This window comes from Streptomyces sp. NPDC056600, assembly GCF_042792855.1.
GTDB lineage: Bacteria > Actinomycetota > Actinomycetes > Streptomycetales > Streptomycetaceae > Streptomyces.
Genome location: NZ_JBHTVQ010000002.1, coordinates 30,064 through 44,385, shown reverse-complemented (window position 1 = coordinate 44,385; position 14,322 = coordinate 30,064). Strand labels below are relative to the sequence as shown.

The 14,322-nt window shown below is 75.4% G+C and carries 15 protein-coding genes; 9 read left to right on the top strand and 6 right to left on the bottom strand.

The genetic code is table 11. The features are described 5' to 3' along the window. Window positions 1-15: 15 nt before the first annotated feature. A complete protein-coding gene (locus ACFRAV_RS01475) occupies window positions 16-1,443 on the bottom strand; it encodes a bifunctional phosphatase PAP2/diacylglycerol kinase family protein (RefSeq protein ID WP_382550355.1) in 1,428 nt (475 codons plus the stop codon). Window positions 1,444-1,682: 239 nt separating this feature from the next. Here ACFRAV_RS01475 and ACFRAV_RS01470 point away from each other — a divergent pair, with 239 nt between their 5' ends. The 4 genes from ACFRAV_RS01470 (at window position 1,683) to ACFRAV_RS01455 (ending at window position 6,182) form a co-directional block, all read left to right on the top strand. After that, the gene (locus ACFRAV_RS01470; RefSeq protein WP_382550353.1) at window positions 1,683-2,339 is read left to right on the top strand and encodes a histidine phosphatase family protein; all 657 of its coding nucleotides are present in this window, start codon (window positions 1,683-1,685) and stop codon (window positions 2,337-2,339) included. Window positions 2,340-2,427: 88 nt separating this feature from the next. Next, window positions 2,428-4,047, top strand: a complete 1,620-nt coding sequence (locus tag ACFRAV_RS01465) for an ABC-F family ATP-binding cassette domain-containing protein (RefSeq protein WP_382550351.1) — start codon at window positions 2,428-2,430, stop codon at window positions 4,045-4,047. Window positions 4,048-4,290: 243 nt separating this feature from the next. Further along, window positions 4,291-5,418, top strand: a complete 1,128-nt coding sequence (rsgA, locus tag ACFRAV_RS01460; protein WP_382550349.1) for a ribosome small subunit-dependent GTPase A — start codon at window positions 4,291-4,293, stop codon at window positions 5,416-5,418. Between the two features lie 17 nt (window positions 5,419-5,435). Then, window positions 5,436-6,182, top strand: a complete 747-nt coding sequence (locus ACFRAV_RS01455; protein WP_382550346.1) for an SAM-dependent methyltransferase — start codon at window positions 5,436-5,438, stop codon at window positions 6,180-6,182. A 72-nt stretch (window positions 6,183-6,254) separates the two neighbouring features. Here ACFRAV_RS01455 and ACFRAV_RS01450 read toward each other — a convergent pair whose 3' ends face one another. Next, complete coding sequence (locus ACFRAV_RS01450; protein ID WP_382550659.1) at window positions 6,255-7,373, bottom strand: Vms1/Ankzf1 family peptidyl-tRNA hydrolase; 1,119 nt, start codon at window positions 7,371-7,373, stop codon at window positions 6,255-6,257. A 92-nt stretch (window positions 7,374-7,465) separates the two neighbouring features. On the opposite strand from ACFRAV_RS01450, the gene ACFRAV_RS01445 reads away from it, so the two are divergent. Next, window positions 7,466-7,738, top strand: coding sequence for a DUF6158 family protein (locus tag ACFRAV_RS01445; RefSeq protein WP_108952774.1), 273 nt, complete (start codon window positions 7,466-7,468; stop codon window positions 7,736-7,738). A 146-nt stretch (window positions 7,739-7,884) separates the two neighbouring features. On the opposite strand, the gene ACFRAV_RS01440 is transcribed toward ACFRAV_RS01445, so the two are convergent. Next, window positions 7,885-8,436 carry a type 1 glutamine amidotransferase domain-containing protein gene (locus ACFRAV_RS01440; RefSeq protein WP_351111116.1) on the bottom strand — a complete coding sequence of 184 codons (552 nt, stop codon included), beginning with the start codon at window positions 8,434-8,436 and terminating at the stop codon, window positions 7,885-7,887. A gap of 25 nt (window positions 8,437-8,461) precedes the next feature. Further along, complete coding sequence (locus ACFRAV_RS01435) at window positions 8,462-8,833, bottom strand: DUF2795 domain-containing protein (RefSeq protein ID WP_382550344.1); 372 nt, start codon at window positions 8,831-8,833, stop codon at window positions 8,462-8,464. 178 nt (window positions 8,834-9,011) lie between these two features. On the opposite strand from ACFRAV_RS01435, the gene ACFRAV_RS01430 reads away from it, so the two are divergent. From ACFRAV_RS01430 to ACFRAV_RS01415, 4 genes are all read left to right on the top strand, one after another. Next, window positions 9,012-9,254, top strand: coding sequence for a hypothetical protein (locus ACFRAV_RS01430; protein ID WP_351111112.1), 243 nt, complete (start codon window positions 9,012-9,014; stop codon window positions 9,252-9,254). A gap of 172 nt (window positions 9,255-9,426) precedes the next feature. Then, entirely contained in the window at window positions 9,427-10,281 is an 855-nt protein-coding gene (locus ACFRAV_RS01425) for a hypothetical protein (RefSeq protein ID WP_382550341.1), read from the top strand. A 114-nt stretch (window positions 10,282-10,395) separates the two neighbouring features. After that, entirely contained in the window at window positions 10,396-11,664 is a 1,269-nt protein-coding gene (locus ACFRAV_RS01420) for an aminotransferase class I/II-fold pyridoxal phosphate-dependent enzyme (RefSeq protein ID WP_382550339.1), read from the top strand. Then, window positions 11,661-12,863: an MBL fold metallo-hydrolase gene (locus ACFRAV_RS01415; RefSeq protein ID WP_382550337.1), complete on the top strand. Its 1,203-nt coding sequence runs from the start codon at window positions 11,661-11,663 to the stop codon at window positions 12,861-12,863. Before ACFRAV_RS01420 ends, ACFRAV_RS01415 begins: the two co-directional genes overlap by 4 nt. 74 nt (window positions 12,864-12,937) lie before the next feature. Here ACFRAV_RS01415 and ACFRAV_RS01410 read toward each other — a convergent pair whose 3' ends face one another. Next, window positions 12,938-13,519, bottom strand: coding sequence for a DedA family protein (locus ACFRAV_RS01410; RefSeq protein WP_382550335.1), 582 nt, complete (start codon window positions 13,517-13,519; stop codon window positions 12,938-12,940). Next, the gene (locus ACFRAV_RS01405; RefSeq protein ID WP_382550333.1) at window positions 13,516-14,298 is read right to left on the bottom strand and encodes an MBL fold metallo-hydrolase; all 783 of its coding nucleotides are present in this window, start codon (window positions 14,296-14,298) and stop codon (window positions 13,516-13,518) included. Before ACFRAV_RS01405 ends, ACFRAV_RS01410 begins: the two co-directional genes overlap by 4 nt. Window positions 14,299-14,322 lie beyond the last annotated feature (24 nt).

Genomic DNA, 14,322 nt, shown 5'->3' with positions numbered 1-14,322 from the left:
CGGTCCTCGCGCGGGTCAGGGCATCGGGCGGTACACCGTCAGCACGCGCGGCAGCTTCCGCAACGTCACCTCGCCCTCCACGCGCGTGACTTCGCCGTCGTACGCCAGCAGGGTGCCGGGCGAGACCCGCTCGATGTGCAGGTGCGGCACCTGGACGGCGGCGTGCGCGGGGGAGCGGGTCAGCGGACCCGCCAGCGCCGCGGACAGCAGCCGCAGCGCCGGACGACGGCCCCCGTGCACCACCCGGACGTCGAGCTGCCCGTCGGCGAGGTCCAGCCGCCGGCCCGACATCACGCCCATCCGGTGATAGGTGCCGTTGCCCGCGAACAGCAGCCACAGCGGGTGCGTCCGGCCCTGGATTCGGGCCTCCAGCGGGTGCCGGTCGGCCCGCAGCACCCGCACCGCCGCCAGCACACCGGCCGGCCAGCCGCCGATCCGCGGCGCCCAGTGCTCCCGCTCCCGCACCAGCTCGGGGTAGATGCCCAGGCTGCAGGTGTTGAGGAAGATGCCCCGCCGCTGCTCGGTGGAGAACATGCCCACGTCCACCTGGACGGCGTCGCCGCGCTCCAGCGCACGGGCCAGCCCCCGCACGTCCTCCACGCCGAGGTCGTAGGCGAAGTGGTTGAGCGTTCCGCCCGGCAGCACGGCCAGCGGCAGGTCGTGGCGCAGCGCGATCCGGGCCGCCGCGTTGACGGTGCCGTCCCCGCCGCAGACGCCCAGCACCCGGGCCAGCGAGGCGGCGCGCTCCAGCTCGTCCTCCAGCGCCTGCGGCTCGCACTCGACGATCTTGGCCAGCGGGAGCGCGGCGCGGATGGCCTGCGCCCGCTCGGAGCTGCCGGAAGCGCTGTTGACCACCATGATCAGCCCCGCCCCGTGGGTGAGCGAGGGAGCGGCCGCCCGCGGCCGGGCCGGCAGCTTGCCCTGGTCACGGGTGGGCACCAGCGCCCGCGCCGCGCACGCGGCGCCCACGCCCAGGGCGGCCCCGGCCAGCACGTCGCCGGGGTAGTGCACGCCGGTGTACACCCTGGACAGGGCCACCGCCCCCGCCAGCGGGGCCACCGCGGCGCCCCAGCCCAGGGACTCCATCGCCACCCCCGTCGCGAAGGCCGCGGCCGAGGCCGAGTGGCCGGAGGGGAACGACGTGGTGTGCGGCTGCTTGTCCAGCCTCCGCACCAGCGGCACCACGTCCAGCACCGGCCGGGCACGGCGCACCGACCACTTGCCGACCGTGTTGATGGTGGCCGACGCCAGCGCCAGCGACCCGACGCCGCGCAGCGCGGCCCGCCGCGCCCGTGGCGTGCGGGAGGCGGCGATCGCGCCCGCCACCGCGAACCAGAGCACACCGTGGTTGGCCGCCCGGCTCAGCTTCGGCAGCAGCACCCCGGCCCCCGGCCAGTGCTGCCTCGCCACCGCCTCGAACACACCGCGATCCGCGTCCAGCATGCGTTGCAGCACCCCCCTGGCCGTTCCACACGATCCCCGGGCGCCGCCCGCGCCCCCGCCACCACCGAAGTAACGCGTCATTCCCGACGAGTACCCGCCCAAGGAGGCTTCCCGTCGCAGACACACCGCACGCGCCCCGAACCGCGGGTGACCGGACGCGCGCAGGTGCACGAACCGCCACGAAAGGGAACCCGGCAGCACGCGCGCCCCTCGTCGCCGAGCGGAAGGAGAGGGACCGGATGCGTCTGCTGCTCATCCGCCACGGGCAGATCCCGTCCAACGCGCACAACGTGCTGGACACACGCGTGCCCGGCCCCGCACTGACGGAGCTGGGGGAGCGGCAGGCCCGGGCCCTCCCGGACGCCCTGCACGGCGAGGACATCGGCGCCCTGTTCACCTCCACCCTGCTGCGCACCCAGCAGACCGTCCGCCCGCTCGCCCGCGAGCTCGGTCTGGAGGTGCGGGTGCGGGACGGCCTCCGTGAGGTCACCGCCGGGGAGCTGGAGGGCGAGCCGGGGCACGGAGAGCGCGGGCTGCGGTACATGGAGATCGCCTTCTCCTGGGCGGCCGGCCAGGTCGGGCGGCGGATGCCGGGCGGCGAGAACGGCGTGGAGATGCTCGGCCGCTACGACGCCGTCGTCGAGGAGGCCGCGGCCCTCGGCGCCGGAACCGTGGCCCTCGTCAGCCACGGCGCGGCCATCCGCACCTGGACCGCCGCCCGCGCCGCCAACGTCGACGTGGAGTTCGCCGCGTCCCACCCGCTGGAGAACACCGGCGTGGTCGTCCTGGAGGGCTCCCCCGAGGACGGCTGGAAGGCCCTGTCCTGGGCCGGGGCCGTGGTCTCCACCCCCGGCCCGGACTCCGGCAGCGGCCCCACGGGCAGCCCCGTGGAATGACGCCGCCGTGGGGAACGCCGCCGTCGCACGGAGTGACGCGTGATAACGGTTTGCCCTGGTCGCGGGGGGACCCGGACAATGCCTCCCCATGGGATACCTGGAAGCCGCGCACCTCGAGTACTACCTGCCCGACGGCCGAGCCCTGCTCGGCGACGTCTCCTTCCGGGTGGGCGAGGGTGCGGTCGTCGCGCTGGTCGGCCCCAACGGCGCGGGCAAGACCACGCTGCTGAAACTGATCTCCGGCGAGCTCAAGCCGCACGGCGGCACCGTCACCGTGCAGGGCGGACTCGGCGTGATGCGCCAGTTCGTCGGCTCGGTACGCGACGAGACCACCGTCCGCGACCTGCTGGTCTCCGTCTCCACGCCGCGGATCAAGGCCGCCGCCGACGCGGTGGACGCGGCGGAGCTCGCGATGATGACGCAGGACGACGAGGCCGCGCAGATGCGCTACGCGCAGGCCCTGGCCGACTGGGGCGAGGCCGGCGGCTACGAGGCCGAGACGCTCTGGGACATCTGCACCACCGCCGCGCTCGGCGTTCCCTACGACAAGGCCCAGTGGCGGCAGGTGCGGACCCTCTCCGGCGGCGAGCAGAAGCGCCTGGTCCTGGAGGCGCTGCTGCGCGGCACCGACGAGGTGCTGCTGCTCGACGAGCCGGACAACTACCTCGACGTGCCGGGCAAGCGGTGGCTCGAGGAGCGCCTGGGCGAAACCCGCAAGACGGTGCTGTTCGTCTCCCACGACCGGGAGCTGCTCTCCCGCGCCGCGCAGAAGATCGTCAGCGTGGAGCCCGGCCCCGCCGGGGCGGACGCCTGGGTGCACGGCGGCGGCTTCGCCACGTACCACGAGGCGCGCCGCGAGCGGTTCGCCCGCTTCGAGGAGTTGCGGCGGCGCTGGGACGAGAAGCACGCACAGCTGAAGAAGCTGGTGATCAACCTGCGGCAGGCGGCGGCGGTCAGCCACGAGATGGCCTCCCGCTACGCCGCCGCGCAGACCCGGCTGCGCAAGTTCGAGGAGGCGGGTCCGCCGCCGGAGCCGCCGCGCGAGCAGGAGATCACCATGCGGCTCAAGGGCGGCCGGACCGGCGTGCGGGCGCTGACCTGCGAGTCGCTGGAACTCACCGGGCTGATGAAGCCGTTCGACCTGGAGGTCTTCTACGGCGAACGGGTCGCCGTCCTCGGCTCCAACGGCTCCGGCAAGTCGCACTTCCTGCGGCTGCTCGCCGGGGAGGACGTCGCGCACACCGGCGCCTGGAAGCTGGGGGCGCGGGTGGTGCCCGGCCACTTCGCCCAGACGCACGCCCATCCCGAGCTGCTGGGGCGCACCCTGCTCGACATCCTGTGGACCGAGCACGCGCAGGACCGCGGGGCGGCGATGTCCCGGCTGCGGCGCTACGAGCTCACCAAGCAGGCCGAGCAGAACTTCGACCGGCTCTCCGGCGGGCAGCAGGCCCGGTTCCAGATCCTGCTGCTGGAACTGCAGGGCGTCACCGCGCTGCTGCTCGACGAGCCGACCGACAACCTCGACCTGGAGTCGGCGGAAGCGCTCCAGGAAGGGCTGGAGGCGTTCGACGGCACGGTCCTCGCGGTGACCCACGACCGGTGGTTCGCACGGTCCTTCGACCGGTTCCTCGTCTTCGGCAGCGACGGCAACGTCCGGGAGACCCCGACCGCCGTCTGGGACGAACGCCGCGTGGAACGCCCCCGCTGACCAGGGGCGCGCAGTGACGCCGGCGGCTGCGGATGGTACCGTAGCCGCCGGTGCGACGACCGGTTCGCCCGTGGAGATCCCAGGAGGTGTGTTGATGACTGTCGTGGAGACGCCTGCCGTGTGCGGCGCCCGGACCATCCACACTTCCCGGGCCTCGTCCTGACCCTCGCCTGCCTCCCTCCTCCGTAGGAGCGATCCGGCACGCCTGTCGTCCGGCGAGGCCCCTGTTCAAGGGTCTCCACGTTGTCCCATCACCCCGATCCACACTCCTTCGCGCACTCTTCCTCCGCGCACTCTGCTTCCGAACGCGTCCTGACGCCGGCCGACTACGGCTGGGACACCGGACGTGAGCGCGCCTTCGCCCCCTCGCGGGCCGACGGACTGGTCCCCTGCCGCGTCGTGCGGGCCGAACGCGGCCGGTGCGACGTCGTCGGCGAGACCGGCCCCGTCCGCGTGCCGGCGCCCTTCCGGGGCGCCGGCGACCCGCTGACGCCCTGCACCGGCGACTGGGTGGCCGTCCGGCCCGCCGGCGCGGCCACCTCCGCCACGGTGGTGGAGGTCCTGGAGCGCCGGACCGCCGTGGTCCGCGCCACCACCTCACGCACCTCGCAGGCCCAGGTACTGGCCGCGAACGTCGACACCGTCGCGGTGGCCGTCTCCCTCGCCGACCCGCTCCGGCTCGGGCGGATCGAGCGGATGCTCGCGCTGGCCTGGGAGAGCGGCGCCACCCCCGTCGTCGTGCTCACCAAGGCCGACCGGTGCGAGGACCCGGCCCGGGCCGCCGCCGAGGTGGCCACCGCCGCCCCGGGCGCCGAGGTGCTGGTCACCAGCGCCGCCACCGGCGAGGGCCTGGACGTCCTCACCGCCGTCCTGTCGGGCACGGTCGTCCTGCTCGGCCCCTCGGGCGCGGGCAAGTCCACCCTGGGCAACCGCCTCCTCGGCCAGGACCTCCTGGCCACCGGCGCGGTGCGCGACAGCGACGGCAAGGGCCGGCACACCACCGCGTGGCGTGAGCTGCTGCCGTTGCCCCACGGCGGCGTCCTCATCGACACCCCGGGCCTGCGGGGCGTCGGCCTGCACGACGCCGGCGACGGGCTGGAGCAGACCTTCGCCGACATCGCCGAGCTGGCCGAGGACTGCCGGTTCGCGGACTGCGCCCACGCCACCGAGCCGGGTTGCGCGGTGCTCGCCGCCGTCGAAGGCGGCCACCTCACCCGGCGTCGTCTCGACAGCTACCACCGGCTGCAGCGCGAGAACGCCCACGCCGCCGCCCGCACCGACGCGAGGCTGCGCGCCGAGCTGGAGCGGCCGATGAAGCAGATCACGCGCCAGGTGCGCGCCCTCAAGCGTTCCTCCCACTTCAAGGCATGACGGAAAGGACTCTGGTCATGGACCTTCCCCGCATCTTCACCGTCCGCGAGAGCGGACACCGCATCCACAACCCGCTGACCGCCGGCAAGCTCGCCGCTCTCGGCGCCTCGCTCCGCCTCGCCCCCGGGACACGGGTGCTCGACCTGGCCAGCGGCTCGGGCGAGATGCTGTGCACCTGGGCGCGTGACCTGGGCGTCACCGGCACCGGCGTGGACATCAGCACCCTCTTCACCGCGCAGGCCCGGGCCCGCGCCGCCGAACTCGGCGTCGCCGACCGGGTCGCGTTCGTCCACGGCGACGCCGCCGGTCACGTCGCGGACGAGCCCGTCGATCTGGCGGCCTGCGTCGGCGCCACCTGGATCGGTGACGGTGTCGCGGGCACCATCGCGCTGCTCGACCGCAGCCTCCGCCCCGGAGGACTGATGCTGATCGGCGAACCGTTCTGGCTGCGCACCCCTCCGGACGAGGAGACCGCCCGGGCCTGCCAGGCCGGCTCCGTCGCCGACTTCCTGCTCCTGCCGGAGCTGATCGAGCGGTTCCAGGAGCTCGGGTACGACGTCGTGGAGATGACGCTCGCCGACCAGGACAGCTGGGACCGCTACGTCGCGGCCCAGTGGCTCTCCATGCGCCGCTGGCTGGACGCGCACCCTGACGACGAACTCGCCCCCGAGGTGCGCGAGCAGCTCAGCTCGGAGCCCGCCCAGTACGCGCGCCACGGACGCGAGTACCTCGGCTGGGGCGTCTTCGCCCTCATGAAGCGCTGACGCTCCCGCCCCGTGCGGGGCCCGGACGGCGTACCGTCCGGGCCCCGCACGGGGCACGTCATCGCGGGCAGGTCAGCTCCAGCGCAGGAGGGCGCCCAGGCCGCCGATGGGGAGGACGGGGGAGTCGTCCTCGAGGGCGGGCTCCACCGAGACGGCCGGCGTCCCCGCGGCGACCGCGGAACGCAGCAGCGCGTCGTCCGCCCTCGCCGCCCACGCGTGCTGTTCGCCGAGGATCCGCAGGTCCGAGCGCCGCACCGCGAGCTGGTCCGGCTCCTCGCCGATCCAGATCTGGCGGTGCCCGTCCGGCCCGTCGGGATGGACCAGCAACTCGTCGATCCGGTGCTCCCTCGCCGCCTCCACCAGCGCGGGCACCCCCTCGACCGCTCCCGCGCCGCCCTGCGGGTCGCGGCCCCGCGCCGCGAGGAACCGCCCGAGGTCCGCCTCCGCCCGCTGCCGCTCGTGGGTGGCGCGCAGGTCCTCCACCTCGCCGTCCAGCAGGCGGCTGCCCGCCCCGTGCGAGGCCTCCACCGTGCACTCCCGCACCGCCTGCGGCAGCGCGTCGCGCACCGTGCGCCGGTCGCGGTCCTCGCCGACCAGGATCAGCAGGTCCGCCCGCATCTCCTCCAGGCAGGCCGCCGCCTCCCGCGCGACCTCCGCCGCGTTGCGCTCCCAGGTGTTCTCCACCGCCAGCTGGAAGTGCCGCTCCGACCAGTCGGACGAGGAGGTGCGGTGCAGCGGCCACTGGCTGCCGACCACCTCCCCGGCGTGCGAGGAGCCGAGCGCGCTGCGCAGCTCCAGATCGGCGCCGCGACGGCTCACGTACACGACCAGGCAGGTGGGGTCCTCGCCCAGCAGGTTCAGCAGCGGCGAGACGTGCGGCAGCGGCGCCCACACCGCGGTGGTCTCCCGCAGCGGCGGCCGGGCCAGCGACGGGTCCAGGACCACCTCGCCGTCATGGGCGAAGATCGCCCGGCCGTGCGGTTCGCCGGAGTGCTGGAGTCCGTCGACCGCCGCCCGCACCGCCTCGCAGGTCGCCTCGTCCGCACCCTGCGAGGCCAGCTCACGGGCGACCGCCTGGGCGGTCAGGTGCCTCTCGTGCGGCGTGTCCTGGGTGTGGCGCGAGGTGTCCACGTAGACCGAGGCATACGGGCCCCGGCGCTCGTACAAGGGCTGAAGAAAAGCGAGATCCATGGTTCCGCGTCCGATGTCGGTGGCGATGTCGGTCGGGTGGTTGTCCTCCTTCGTGCGTCGGATCCGTGTCACAGGCGGGTACCCGTGGCCCCATGAAGGAACACGAGGAACGGGGTGCCGCCATGGCAGGAGTCGAACCTGACCGGCTGGACGACCAGCAGCTGATGAAGGAACTCGAGACGATCCACCGCACACGTCACGACACCCTGCTGCACGGGTCCAGCGACGCACTGCGCACCCACAACGAGCGGATGGCGCAGCTCGAGGGCGAGTACCTGCGCCGCCACCCGCGCCGCCCGGTCTCCGCGGGACGCACCCGGGAGGGCGCCCGGGAACGCGACCCCGAGCAGGCCGCCCGCGACTGAACTCGGGCCCCCGCGACGGGGGACCTCCCGCCGCCCGCCCCCGGGGATCCGCCGGTGGGGGCGCGGTGAAGGGGCCGGCCCACCAGGGCCGGCCCCTTCACCGTGTTCACCGTGCCGCCGCCCGCGGGCTCGCCGCGGGCGGGGCCTCAGCCCCGGTTCTCCGCGGCCTTGGCGAACTCCCGCAGCAGGGCCTCGTCGAAGGCGTCGAGGTCGTCCGGCTTGCGGCTGGTGACCAGGACGTTCGGGCCGTTGGTGTCGACCTTGACCTCCTCGTCCACCCAGGTGCCGCCGGCGTTGGCGATGTCGGTCCGCAGGCTCGGCCAGGAGGCGAGCTCCCGGCCGGAGACCACACCGGCCTCCACCAGCGTCCACGGGGCGTGACAGATCGCCGCGACCGGGACGCCGCGGTCGAAGAAGTCCTTCACCAGCTCGACGGCCTTCTCGTCCATCCGCAGGGCGTCGGGGTTGGCGACGCCGCCGGGAAGCACCAGGCCGTCGAATTCGTCGGCCGAGACCTCGTCCACGGTCCGGTCGACGGAGAAGGTGTCCGCCTTGTCCAGGTGGTTGAAGCCCTGGACCTCGCCGGACTGCGTGGACACGAGGACCGCCTCGTGTCCGGCGCCGGTCACGGCCTGCCAGGGCTTCGTCAGCTCGACCTGCTCGACGCCTTCGGGGGCGGTCAGAAACGCGATGCGCATGGTCCGTTCCTCATCCTCTCTCTCGTTACTCCGGACGGGTGATCGCCTCGGCGAGTTGCTGGACGTTGGAGTAGCGGTCCTTGTGCGGCAGGTGCTCCAGGGGCTCCACCAGGGCGTCCGGGGCATGGTTGCGGCGCAGGGTGCGCGCCAGCTGCTGGGGGCCGGCCGGGAAGGCCGTGCGGCCCAGGATCCGGGCGAGCTCCAGCCGGACGGTGGCCAGTGGGGCCTCCCGCACCTCGGCTGTGCCGCCCGCCACCGCCGGGTCGTCGTCGGCGACCGGCTCGGGGTCGTGCCATTCCTCCGTACGGGTGGGGTGTCCGGACTGCAGCAGACCCCGCAGCTCGTGCTTCATCTCGTCGTCCCGGTGAACGCTCAACCGGTCGCTGCCACGCTGCATGGCTCCCTCCACATCTTCGGGTGGCCCCCGCGTACCCGAAGAGGCGGAGGCGACACACCGACGGTCCGGGCCGGAGCGGGGCGAATCCCGTCGGCGCGCGGGAGTCCGAAATGTCCGGCAGGCTGAAGGTGACCCGGGGCGCTCCGGCGCCCCCGTTCACCCCTGGGAGGACGGACCCATGGTGGTGCTCGTAGTGATCATTCCGGTCCTGATGCTCTGCATGATGCTGGCGATGGACTGGTACGAGGACTTTGTCTTCCCCCGACCTGAGGGGGAGACGGCCTCGGAAGAGGGGGATGTCGCACTGCCTGCCACGACACCCCTGCCGGTTCCTCTGGCGCTCCCCGCGCCGCCGGCGGTACGGCCCGCCCTGCCGGGCGGTACGCCCGGTACGGGCGGTCAGCCGGGACGGACGTCCTGAGACGTCGTCCGGGCCAGGCGTCACAGAGGGGGAGGCGGGCCACGAAAGGGGCCCCGGCCTCCCCCGTTCGGCGGCGGGAGTCACGCGGATGGCGCCGCGCGGCGCGCGGTGGGCCGGGGACCGGGCTGGGATGGACGCACCCGTTGTCGTCCGGCTGAAGGAGCCCCGCCCCATGCGCCGCACTCTCCGTGTCCTGTCCGCCGCCGCCCTCGCCGGCGCGGCCGTGACGGTCGCCGCGCCCACCGCCTTCGCGGAACCGGCATCCTGCGAGGCGGGCACGGCCGGCGCGCGCGCCGAGGCCGTGGCGGGCATCGCCACCTCGCAGCAGCGCGCCCCGCAGCCGGGCGCCGCCGACGCCTGCCCCGGGCAGGACGGCTCCCGCGGTCTGCGCGGGGCGGCGGCCGCGGCCCCCTGCGAGGAGGGCGCGGACCCGGCCGCCTGCGCGGTGCCGGAGGACGCCGTCCTTCAGGACACCGGCCTCGAGGAGCCCGGGACGGACGAGGCGGTGGGCGGCGCGGCGGACGACCTGGCGGCGGCGGAGGCGGAGCCCCTTCCGGGTGACGAGGCCGGGGGCGGCGCGGCGGCCGACGCGCCGGGCGACCCGGCGCTGGGTTCCACCACCGGGATCGAGATCGAGCCGGTCGAGCCCGAACTCCTCCACGAGCCGGGCGGCGGCCCCGGCGGTTCCGGCGGTGGCCCTGGTGGCGGCCAGGGCGGTGGCCCCGGCGGCGGCTCCGGGGGACCCGGCGGTGCGGGCGGCGCCGGCGGCGGCCGGGGCGAGGAACCCGGGCACCGTCCTGGTGGCCCCGGCGAGCAGGGCGGCAAGGAGGGCCACGGCGGCAAGGAGGGCCACCACCGCACCGCCCCGCCGGTGCACCGGGGCGTGGAGGCCGGCGCGGGCGGCGCCTTCACCGACTCGGTGCCGCTCCAGGTGGCCGGCGGCCTGCTGATCGCCGGAGCCGCGGTCGCCGCCGGGCACCGCGTCCGGCAGCGTTTCGCCCCCTCCCGCGGCGGCCGTATGCGCTGATCGCCGCGCGGCGGGTCATGTCCCGCCCGTCACGGGGTACTCGTGGCCATCGGACACGGCATCCGGTGCGGAAGGACCGCGACGGCGGATGCCGGTGACCGCGCGGAGGTGCGGATGGCGCGGACGGAACGGGACGGGGCCCAGCCGGCCGTCGGACACGGCCCGGTGCGGTTCGGGCCGCGCATGCCGGACGACGGCCTGCCGGTGCTCCCGGAACTCACCGCGGTGCTCACCGCCGCCGCCCAGCGGGCCGAGGACGAACCGCCCGGCGGCGGGCCGGCCCTGCTCGAGGCGGCGGCCGGCTACTGGGCCCGGCGTGGCCTGCCGGCCGGGCCCGACCGCGTCGCGGCCGCCCCCGGCGCGCCGGCGCTGCTGCTCGCGCTGACCGCCACGCTCGGCGGCGACGTCCTGGTGCCGCGCCCGTGCGCCGCCTGGTGGGCGCCCTACGCGCGCCTGCTGGGCCGTCCCGTCTTCCACGTCCCCACGCCGCCCGAGTCGGGCGGCGTGCCCGACGCCTACGCCCTGCTGGAGACCGTGCGGCGGGTGCGCGCGGAGGGCGGGGACCCGCGCCAGCTGGTGCTCTCGCCCGCCGACGAGCCGACCGGCGTGGTCGCCACCCCCGACTTCCTGCACGAGACCGTCGAGGCCGCCGAGGCCGAGGGGCTCTTCGTGATCAGCGACGAGACCTGGCGCGACACGGTCCACGATCCGCACGGCACCGTGCTGCTCAGTCCCGCCGAGATGCTGCCGGGCCGGGTCGCGGTCGTCTCCGACCTGCGCGGCGGGCTCCTCCCGGCGGGCTGGCCCGCCGCGATCGCCCGCTTCCCGACCGGACCCGGCGACGGCGGCGCGCTGCGCGCCCGGGTGCTCGACGTGCTCACCGCGCTGGGCGCCCAGATCCCCAGGCCCCTCGCCGTCGCCGCCGCCTACGCGCTGAGCGAGCCCGACGAGGTCGTCGCCCGCCGCACCGCCTCGGTCCGCCTGCACGCCCGGCTGGCCGCCGCGGTCCACGAACTGGTCGTCTCCGTCGGCGGGCTGACCCTGCCACCGCAGGCCGGGCGGTGCGTCTACGCGGACCTGTCGCCGCTGGCCGACTCGCTCGCCACCCACGGCGTGAGCGACGCGCAGGAGCTGGAGGAACGGCTCGACGCGCACTACGGCGTCCCCGCGAGCGGAGGTCACCGCTTCGGCGACGACCTGGCCGCCCCGCGGGTCCGGCTGTCCACCGGGGACCTGCTCGGCGGCGACGCCACCGAACGCGCCGCCTGCCTGACCGCTCCCGACCCGCTGGAACTGCACCGGGTGAGGGGAGCGCTGACCCGATGGCGAACGGCCTTCGACGGCCTCGGCACACCGGCCGAGCGAGGGGAGAGCGTGCGATGACCCAACCGCGCTACAGGTCACAGCAGTTGCCCGGCCCCGACCACCGGACCGACCCGGACCACCGGACCGACCCCGACCACCGGGGCGGTGCCGGTCGCCGGTCCGGGGAGGATCCCGGACCGGGGAGAGGACAGGAGGGGAGCCCGGGGCGGCTGCGCACCGCCGCGCCGCCGCCCCGGACCCGCACGCCCTCGCCCGACGGCATCACGGCGCCCGGCCAGGGCCGCCGCTGGCCCAAGTCGTTCGAGGACCGGCTGACCGCCCCGCTGCCCGGGCTGCGCTCCTTCGCGCGGTTCGCCCGCGAGGGCGCGGTGCGGCCCAGCCGCGAAGGGCTGGCGGACATCCCCCGCATCCCCTGCCGCCCCGAGCCGCTGCCCCGGGTCGACGCGCGTCAGGTGGCCGTCAGCTGGGCGGGACACGCCAGCTGGGTGATGCGCATCGGCGGCCTGACCGTGCTCGCCGACCCGGTCTGGTCCCGCCGGATCCTCGGCACGCCCGCCCGCGTCACGCCGGTCGGCGTGCCCTGGGACGCGCTGCCCCCGGTGGACGCCGTGGTGATCAGCCACAACCACTACGACCACCTCGACCTGCCGACCCTGCGCCGGCTGCCGTCCGACACCCCGATGTTCGTGCCCGGAGGGCTGGGCCGGTGGTTCACCCGCAAGGGCTTCCGGCGGGTGGTGGAGCTCGACTGGTGGGAGTCGGCCCGGCTGGGCGGCGTACGGCTGGACTTCGTGCCGTCGCACCATTGGTCCAAGCGCACCCTCACCGACACCTGCCGCACCCTGTGGGGCGGCTGGATGCTCACCGCGGGCCCCGACGACGGCACCGGCCCGGGCGCCGGCGAGGTGGGGGAGCGGCGGCGCGTGTACTTCGCCGGCGACACCGGCTACGGGCACTGGTTCCGGCGGATCGGGGAGCGCTACCCCGGCATCGACCTGGCGCTGATGCCCATCGGCGCCTACGAACCCCGGTGGTGGCTGCGCGACGTGCACTGCGACCCGGAGGAGGCGGTCCGCGCCACCCTCGACCTCGGGGCCCGGCGGATGGCCCCGATGCACTGGGGCACCTTCCTGCTCTCCTCCGAGCCGGTCATGGAACCCCTCCACCGGGTCCGCGCGGCCTGGGCCGCGGCCGGCCGCGACCGCGAGGACCTGTGGGACCTGCCGATCGGCGGATCACGGGTCCTCGGCGACTGACCGCGACGGCCACGTACACGCGAAGGGGGCCACGTACGCGCGAAGGGGGGCGTCGGCGACGGGGCCCCCCTTCTCTAGCGGTCCTTGTAGTGGCTCCAGGCGGCCGGGGCCGCGCTGATCGCCACGGTCAGGAGCACGGCCGCGACCACGCCCTTCCACGGCTCGTCGAAGAGCGACCCGCCGAGCACCCCGATGACCTGGTACGTCGCCGCCCACACCACACAGGCCGGCGCGTTGCCGCGCACGAAGCGGGCCAGCGGCCAGTGGGACACCAGACAGGCCAGCATCACCGGCAGCCGCCCCCCGGGGATCAGCCGGGACAGCACCAGGACCGGCACCGCGTGACGGCGCAGCCGGTCCTGGGCCTGCTCCATCCGTTCCTGCGGCGCCCGGTCGCGGATGCGCTCCAGCCAGCGGGTGCCGCCCCGGGAGTCCATGCCGCGCCGGCCCAGCGAGTACAGGGCCATGTCTCCGAGGAACGCGGCCGCCGAGGCCACCAGCAGCTCCACCCCCAGCGACACCCCTGGCGCGCCGTGGTGGAACGCCACCACGGCGCCCGAGCTGACCAGTGCCCCCGTCGGGATCACCGGCACCAGCGCGCCGGCCAGCACCAGCAGGAACAGCATCGGATATCCGACCGCGCCGTCCGGCGTCATCCGGCGTCCCCGAACCGCGTCGACTCGCCGTGGCCCAGCAGACGCACGTCGACCTCCGGCGCGCTGCGCGCCGCGAGACGGGCGAACTCGTCACCCGGCGCGTGGAACTCGTACGGCCGCACGGCGTCCAGGCCCACCGGCCAGAACGTCCCGTAGTGCACCGGCACCGCGCAGCTCGGGCCCAGCGTCCGCAGCACCTCGGCCGCCCGGGCCGCGTTGAGATGGCCCTCGCCGAGGAACGGACCCCAGCCGCCCACCGGCAGCAGCGCCAGATCGACCGGACCCACCTCCTCGGCCATGGTCTCGAACAGGCCGGTGTCCCCGGCGAAGTAGGTGCGCTGCTCGCCCTCCACCACGAAGCCCAGCGCGGGGGAGCGCTGCGGGCCGACCGGCAGCCGCCGCCCGTCGTGCAGCGCGGTCACCGCCCGCACGGTCAGGTCGGCGATCCGCACCCGCTCGCCCGGCGCCATCTCCCGCACGTCCAGCTCACGCGACCTGGCCAGCCGGGCCAGCGCCGGCACCGCCCGCCCGGTCCCGTGCGGGACCAGCAGCACGGTGCCCGGGTCCAGCCGGGCCAGCGACGGAAGGTGCAGATGGTCGGCGTGCAGGTGCGAGACCAGCGCCACCTGCGCACGCCAGGCGTCCGGGGGCGGCGGGGCGCCGCGCCGGCGGCGCAGGTGCGCCAGACGACGCGTGAACAGGGGGTCGGTCAGGACGCGCACACCGGAGTCCCGCAGCGTGCAGGTGGCGTGTCCCCACCAGGTGATCTCCGCGGGCACCTCGATGCCCTCCTTTCCGCGACT

Coding starts and splice junctions, on each gene's coding strand:
- ACFRAV_RS01465 (WP_382550351.1), top strand. CDS start 2,428: ATGGGATACCTGGAAGCCGCGCACCTCGAGTACTACCTGCCCGACGGC.
- ACFRAV_RS01425 (WP_382550341.1), top strand. CDS start 9,427: ATGCGCCGCACTCTCCGTGTCCTGTCCGCCGCCGCCCTCGCCGGCGCG.
- ACFRAV_RS01420 (WP_382550339.1), top strand. CDS start 10,396: ATGGCGCGGACGGAACGGGACGGGGCCCAGCCGGCCGTCGGACACGGC.
- ACFRAV_RS01445 (WP_108952774.1), top strand. CDS start 7,466: ATGAAGGAACACGAGGAACGGGGTGCCGCCATGGCAGGAGTCGAACCT.
- ACFRAV_RS01450 (WP_382550659.1), bottom strand. CDS start 7,373: ATGGATCTCGCTTTTCTTCAGCCCTTGTACGAGCGCCGGGGCCCGTAT.
- ACFRAV_RS01430 (WP_351111112.1), top strand. CDS start 9,012: ATGGTGGTGCTCGTAGTGATCATTCCGGTCCTGATGCTCTGCATGATG.
- ACFRAV_RS01410 (WP_382550335.1), bottom strand. CDS start 13,519: ATGACGCCGGACGGCGCGGTCGGATATCCGATGCTGTTCCTGCTGGTG.
- ACFRAV_RS01435 (WP_382550344.1), bottom strand. CDS start 8,833: ATGCAGCGTGGCAGCGACCGGTTGAGCGTTCACCGGGACGACGAGATG.
- ACFRAV_RS01455 (WP_382550346.1), top strand. CDS start 5,436: ATGGACCTTCCCCGCATCTTCACCGTCCGCGAGAGCGGACACCGCATC.
- ACFRAV_RS01475 (WP_382550355.1), bottom strand. CDS start 1,443: ATGCTGGACGCGGATCGCGGTGTGTTCGAGGCGGTGGCGAGGCAGCAC.
- ACFRAV_RS01415 (WP_382550337.1), top strand. CDS start 11,661: ATGACCCAACCGCGCTACAGGTCACAGCAGTTGCCCGGCCCCGACCAC.
- ACFRAV_RS01470 (WP_382550353.1), top strand. CDS start 1,683: ATGCGTCTGCTGCTCATCCGCCACGGGCAGATCCCGTCCAACGCGCAC.
- ACFRAV_RS01440 (WP_351111116.1), bottom strand. CDS start 8,436: ATGCGCATCGCGTTTCTGACCGCCCCCGAAGGCGTCGAGCAGGTCGAG.